The sequence below is a fragment of the Vibrio sp. 10N.261.52.C11 genome, assembly GCF_041471405.1.
Classification (GTDB): Bacteria; Pseudomonadota; Gammaproteobacteria; order Enterobacterales; family Vibrionaceae; genus Vibrio; species Vibrio crassostreae_C.
Genome location: NZ_JBFROI010000025.1, coordinates 1 through 6,455 on the forward strand (window position 1 = coordinate 1; position 6,455 = coordinate 6,455).

Here is a 6,455-nt window from a genome sequence, read left to right on the forward strand (position 1 = left end):
TGATTTAGGCAACAACGCCATATTGCTGAACCAGATGCACAGCCAACTAAAAATAGCGTTATAGAAAGAGCTAAGGCTTTAAAGATATTCATTGGTATTAGGTCTGTTTCTGGAATTAGGCGCGGAGTATAGCGAAATAAGACCATCTTTTAATTATGGGTATTGTAACAAGTTGCGTTATTGCTTGTGAATCAGATGCATATGAGACTTGACCTATAATCCCCTCCTAACCTCCCCTTGGTTTACATCTCCAATTTCTTGTTGGTAGCGGGAAAGGGGAGGAACTGAATACAGATCGCTACATGTGCAGCGCCAAAGAATGTTCTCCCCCTCGGACGTATATCTAATGAGATCGGTGAACTCCATTTGAGGGGGAGCTAGAGGGGGGAGGTTTGGGTTTAATTGAACCGTTCCACGGAATTTCATTAACTGCGACAAGTCTGTGACTTTGTTTTACTTATTATTCAATCCAACTGGCACAGACCTGATTTGTACATCATCGTCAGCGACAAATAATAATCTCCAATGAATTTATCAAAGAAGTAAAAGCTCCCTGGATACTTATCAATCCCAAAAAATAACATTCTAAAAATGATCGTGTAACAATTTGTTAACGAGTTGTATTGTCTCTGTGTTCTTTGTCTTAGTTGCATATCGTTACCAAGCTCAGAACATACCATTATTTTTGAGGATCTGAATATGAACGGAAAACTAATAGCGGCTTTATCGTTAAAACTTAAGAAGCAAGATATCTCTAGCCAACCTCCAAGACTGGTACGCTCAAATGCTGCTTTTGAACCGAATCCAGCCCCGTCAGAACACCACAAAAAAGAGTCTCGCTAATTAGCTTGCTCCCTCTTAATAAGGCACTCGAGAGAGTGTCTTATTGAAGATGTGTGCTGAGGAAAGGAATGGTTTATGAATAATATACAAAACAGTCTCTATAGTTTATTTGACACCCAAGGTGTGAGTCTTTCAAAAGAATACAAGGATTGCATTGAGAAATATTTAGTATCTGATTTGTCTTTCACTTCTGAGATGATGAATGGTTTGGCTCGAACTATTTTTCAAAATAAAAAGATGATGGCTTACTACCTTTTACACAATGCAATCGATGAGGCTAAAGGTGCGGCAAGGTTACGAATGATCGCAGAGCGGTATGCAGATGATGAATTAAGGCCGCTTATGTTGCGTCATTATAACGATGAGATGAATCATTCTACGTTGTTTGCCAGCCTTATCCCTTTTACTGGGTACGAGACAGAAACGCATGAACATGAAGTTCAATATGAGTTAGATAAAGTCATGAACTTTGACGATGAGCTTAAGACATTCCTGTTTAGGGTTCACTCTATTGAAATACGTTCATGGCGTTTACTGTTACTGCATTTGGCGATCATCGATGAGTCTGACGATGATTACATGAAACAAATGCGTCCAACGATTCAAAAAATCTTAGAAGATGAAATGCAGCATGTGTGTTACACCGGGAAATATGTCAGTCGTTGGTTACATGCTGAGCCACACTTAAGCAAAGTTTTTGTTGAGTGCATTACCCACACGAATAAAGAAACATGGGAAGACCTCTCTTCGATGGCTTTATTCATGCGCGATCATATTCATGATTTTCTTTTAGAATCGGCGGTTTAAATGACTCTCTGGCTTAGGCTTTTAACATCGCGGAGCTCATTCGCGATGTTGGTTATCATCGCTATCGCGTCAGTGATAGCGAATACTGGATGGCGAGTCGTGATGAATAACTTCGCTGTCGACACTGTTGGTATGACCGGGGCTGATGTGGGTGTATTGCAGAGTGTCAGGGAAATCCCAGGCTTGCTCTCATTTACCGTTTTGTTTCTGTTGTTCATCGCTTCAGAACAAAGAGTCGCTGTACTGTCGGTTGCAATATTAGGGCTAGGCGTTGCCGTGACGGGGTATTTGCCTTCGATTTATGGCTTCTATTTCAGCACGACGATCATGTCTATTGGTTTCCATTATTTAGAAGCGGTGAACAAATCACTCTCAACACAGTTGTTAGCGACTAAGAACTTCAGTGAATCAATGGGGAAAATTCGATCTGCTGCCTCTTTCTTCTCGATGGTGACTTTTCTATGCATTATGGTCGCGAGCTATCTTTTTGACGTTTCAGATAAGGCTATTTTCTTTACTTGTGGAGCAATATGTTTCTGGCTAGCGGTGTACTTGGTCACGTTTAAAAATACTCATACAGAGGTTAAACAACACACTAAACTCATTGTCCGACGTGAATACACGACCTATTACATTCTTACCTTTTTGAGTGGAGCAAGAAGACAGATCTTTGTGGCATTTGCTGGCTTACTGATGGTGACCAAGTTCCACTATACGATTGCGATGATGGCCGCTTTATTTATGGTATCCAGCTTAGCAGCAACTCTTGCTCTACCTTATGTTGGGAGATTTATCGACCGAGTCGGAGAGAGGCTAGCTTTGATCATTGAGTATGCCGCGTTAGTGTTGGTGTTCCTATCTTACGCATTTGTGGATGATCATTATGCGGCAGCGGGGTTGTATGTTGTCGACAGTATCATTTTTAGTTTTGCGATTGCTTTGAACACCTACTTTAAAAAGACAATTCGGGAAGATGAAGTGGCTTCAACGGCGAGTTTGTCATTCACCATCAACCATATTGCAGCGGTGTTCCTACCATTTCTGTTGGGAATCATCTGGATGTCTGGTTATCAATGGGTGTTTGTTTCTGGAGCAGTGATTGCTTTGATTAGTCTGTTGGTTTCGTTGACTATGGGAACGCAGCTTCATCTGCGAATTAATGGATTCGATAAGCTACAGAAACAATAGCGACACTCATTTATCTCACTGGTTTGATAGATAAAACAAGGCCTCGCGATTGCGAGGCCTTTTTGTGGTCCGACTGAAACTCAATATTAATCGAGCCTAGCGAAAGCTCGGGATAATCGCTGGAATCCCCGGTAGAAGGCCAACCAACGCCATTACGCCACTTAGCACAATAAACATAGTGCCAGGCAACACCCAGCGGCTCATTTTACTCAGTTCACTACTACGTTCTTTACAACCGACTAAGCCTAAGTTATCCAACAGCATGGTGAGAGCCCAACCAAATGCTGGGTTAACGAGCGCTGAAGAAAATACAACAATCGCTGCCGACTGTGTGGTTTTTCCTTCACGCGTCATTTCCATTCCAGCTTCTAGCAATGGAACAAATACCCCAACAATCAGCGCCACACACAGTACAGGTTGCCAGATAGCTAAATCCATCGGGTAACCCCAAACTGCGGCGATGATACAGAACAGAGCTGTGAGCAGCGCGCCGGCAGGAATAGGGCGTTTAGCAATCGCAGCCGGTACGATATAAGTCCCCCATGAAGACGTAAAGTTAGTACCGCCAAGCAGAGAACCGAACGTTTGACGAATTGATGCCGTGGTCATGGTGTCGTCGATGTTCATGTGTACTTTTTCGGTACGTTCTGGGTAGCTGATCTTTTGGAATACTTGATGCCCTAAGAAATCCGGTGACCACATCGCTACGGCTAGAATCGCAAACGGCAATACCACCATGAAGTGTTCAATCGTCGGTAGGCCTAGCATCCAACCTGTATTTTCTCCCCACCAATACATAGGGTTCATGTTGGGCAAGCCTGGCTCAGTGTGGAAAGCAAATGGGGCGCCCATGGCAAATGCAATCGTACCACCCAACAAGCAGCTAAGAGGTACTGCTAACCAACGTTTGCGGAAGTGTTCCAGTAGCGCGTACAAGATAATGGTGCAAAAGATCACCACAAACGCGATGTGGCTCATACCGATTCCTTCAGCCCAAGCGAAAAGCTTTTTCACTTGAGAGGCGGTTCCAACAAAGCCGAGGTAGAGCAATAAGCCGCCACACACGCCTTTACTGGTGAGGTTGGCCAACATGCTGCCACCTTTACTGATGGCTAAGATGAGGCCAAAAGCGCCAATCAACAGGCCAAACGCCATCGGGTGTCCACCTGCTGCAACCACAATCGGAATCAAAGGGATAAGTGGGCCGTGGGTCCCTGCGAGGTTAGCCGTTGGTAGTAAGAAGCCAGAGAAAAGGATGATGAAAACTGAGGCGATGAGGAGTTCATAACGAACGTTTTCTAGAATGAAGTCTTCATTTAATCCGAGAGCCCCAGCAAAGGTGGCTGCAATAGCGCCCACCATAACCACTTTACCAATGGTCGCCGCCATCGCTGGGATGGTGTCTTCTATCTCAAATCGATAATCTTTAAACGGCAAATTTGGACGCCAGCGCTTAGGCGACATGATTTGCAATTCGTGTTCTAGATACTGTTCTCGGGAATCAAATTCCGATCTTGGTTTATGTTGTTGTTCATAGGTGAGTTCATCCTCATTGGCTTGAGGCTTCTCTGTTTGTATATGTGCGGACTCTAAAGTAGTGCTCATTTTGATTCCTTTCGTTCACACTCTGAGGTGTGTTATTCCAACAAACGTTGTTGACTCACGGCATGAAGTGTAAACAATGCGTCAACTTATAATTAAACATTCATTAACATTTAGTTGTTAGTACCTTATACCAAACCCAAAAAAACAAATAGACTCAGTCGGTTAGACATTAGTCGTAGAGTCGGACGACTAGTATTAGACCCTGTAGATAGTATGTGTCTGGTTATTTGTAGTCCCTTAATTTCTCCCACGTTCTGCACTTGATAGTGATAGAATCTCCGCATTAGAGTTATCGAGAAACTAGGTATTTATAAACAATGTTTATCCATCACGTAAATGGCATCGACTGGCTGGTAATTACAGCCTTTGAAGAACTGAAAACTATGTTTATCGAAGATGCAGGCCCAATCCCAGCTTGCTTTTCTACCGCCAGCGAGTTGAGCCTGATTGATCAAGCCAAACGCAGTTATGGATTTTTGCCTAAACTCCGCGGTGTGATCACCGATACCGGCACTTTTCAAAGTAGAGATATTGAAGAAGATTTGAACCCACAGCTTGCGTGTATCGTTGAAGGGCGTGGTCGGGTTTTTATCTATCACGGCGACTATGTGGCTTTTGTGGATGACGAGCAAACCTTCATTACCCGAATGAACTGAGAGTGATTCAGTGAGTTGAGATCGGCGAATTGGTAAATCGGCGAGTTAGCCCACCTAGAATTTAAAACTAAAGGATTAATATGATGGCAAAAACGATCTCATTGGTACTTGGCAGTGGTGGCGCAAGAGGCTTGGTTCACGTTGGAGTCATCCGCTGGTTAATTGAGCATGGCTATCAGATAAAATCCATTTCTGGCTGTTCAATTGGCGCACTTATCGGTGGTGTCTACGCTGCGGGCAAGTTGGATGAATTTGAAGAGTGGGTCACCAGTATCGATCAAGGTGATATGGCGATGTTGTTGGACTTTTCATGGCAGTCGAGTGGTATGTTCAAAGGGGACAAGATCATCGACACTCTGCGTGGACTGATCGGCGAGATTTCAATTGAAGATCTGCCCATCCCTTATACCGCAGTTGCCGCTAACGTCGCCGATGAAAAAGAGGTTTGGCTGCAATCAGGTTCTCTGTTTGATGCCATTCGCGCCTCTATCTCTTTGCCACTGTTCTTGACCCCTCACGTTATCAATGGAGAAGTGCTGATTGATGGCGGCGTTCTTAATCCCGTACCGATTGCGCCTACCTTTGGTGATAATACAGACTTTACACTGGCTGTGAATTTAGGTGGTGAACCTGAAATGGTTAAACAGGAAGTGATACCGGTTTCCCTGCCAACAAAAGAGAGCAACCTGCATGAGAAGGTTGTGCATTTTATCGATAACCTCGGTAGCAGTGTAAAAAGCAAAATGAGCTTCAACTTTGCTTTTTACGATATTGCCAACCAAGCATTTGATGCGATGCAATCGACCATTGCTCGCCAAAAGTTGGCCGCTTACCCCGCCGATATCACGCTTGAGATCCCACGCAATGCTTGTGGCACCCTAGAGTTTGATCGCTCACAAGAGATGATCGACAGAGGCTACCACTTAGCACAGGCTAAACTGGGCAATCGACTTTAATGTATTTGCTGCTGAATGAGGGTAACTATGGAAACTGAACTCAAACTATCTGAACTCAAAGAATTGGTCACAACAAAAGATGTCATCGTGCTCACCAGCATAGAAGAGCCTGCTGTATCTTGGTTGATAGATTGCTATCAAGAGAATGCTGATATCCAAATTATCGAGAACGCACACCAACTAGATACTGAAGCGATTTTGTCGCAATGCAGAAGCAGCCTTAACGAAAGTAAAAAGGTCATCCTTACAGCGCAGTTTCGTAGCCAACTGCCTATCATCAATATCGCTTCACTGTGTAATGAGAAGCGCAAGTCATTGATCAATATTGAGCTATTAGGCTGGGATGAAGAAAAACGCGTTCCTCAATCGTACAGTTGTTTTTAGCTTATATTTGTTGCTA

The 6,455-nt window shown here is 43.8% G+C and carries 7 protein-coding genes; 6 read left to right on the plus strand and 1 reads right to left on the minus strand.

Annotation, left to right across the window (positions count from 1 at the left end; all coding sequences use genetic code 11):
• The first annotated feature begins 699 nt into the window (after positions 1 to 699).
• The 3 genes from AB4323_RS10240 (at position 700) to AB4323_RS10250 (ending at position 2,838) form a co-directional block, all read left to right on the plus strand.
• Positions 700 to 843, plus strand: coding sequence for a hypothetical protein (locus tag AB4323_RS10240; RefSeq protein WP_157938615.1), 144 nt, complete (start codon positions 700 to 702; stop codon positions 841 to 843).
• A 75-nt stretch (positions 844 to 918) separates the two neighbouring features.
• Positions 919 to 1,650, plus strand: a complete 732-nt coding sequence (locus AB4323_RS10245) for a GTPase (protein WP_065583531.1) — start codon at positions 919 to 921, stop codon at positions 1,648 to 1,650.
• A gap of 45 nt (positions 1,651 to 1,695) precedes the next feature.
• On the plus strand, positions 1,696 to 2,838 hold the full coding sequence (locus AB4323_RS10250; protein ID WP_229647238.1) for an MFS transporter: 1,143 nt from the start codon (positions 1,696 to 1,698) through the stop codon (positions 2,836 to 2,838).
• Positions 2,839 to 2,934: 96 nt separating this feature from the next.
• Here the strand turns inward: AB4323_RS10250 and AB4323_RS10255 are convergent, their stop codons facing one another.
• Positions 2,935 to 4,443 carry a DUF3360 domain-containing protein gene (locus AB4323_RS10255; protein WP_229647239.1) on the minus strand — a complete coding sequence of 503 codons (1,509 nt, stop codon included), beginning with the start codon at positions 4,441 to 4,443 and terminating at the stop codon, positions 2,935 to 2,937.
• Positions 4,444 to 4,760: 317 nt separating this feature from the next.
• On the opposite strand from AB4323_RS10255, the gene AB4323_RS10260 reads away from it, so the two are divergent.
• The 3 genes from AB4323_RS10260 (at position 4,761) to AB4323_RS10270 (ending at position 6,439) form a co-directional block, all read left to right on the plus strand.
• Positions 4,761 to 5,099 carry a cytosolic protein gene (locus AB4323_RS10260; protein ID WP_372152348.1) on the plus strand — a complete coding sequence of 113 codons (339 nt, stop codon included), beginning with the start codon at positions 4,761 to 4,763 and terminating at the stop codon, positions 5,097 to 5,099.
• 83 nt (positions 5,100 to 5,182) lie between these two features.
• The gene (locus tag AB4323_RS10265) at positions 5,183 to 6,055 is read left to right on the plus strand and encodes a patatin-like phospholipase family protein (protein ID WP_017070388.1); all 873 of its coding nucleotides are present in this window, start codon (positions 5,183 to 5,185) and stop codon (positions 6,053 to 6,055) included.
• Between the two features lie 15 nt (positions 6,056 to 6,070).
• Positions 6,071 to 6,439, plus strand: coding sequence for a hypothetical protein (locus AB4323_RS10270; protein WP_032545629.1), 369 nt, complete (start codon positions 6,071 to 6,073; stop codon positions 6,437 to 6,439).
• The last annotated feature ends 16 nt before the right edge of the window (positions 6,440 to 6,455 follow it).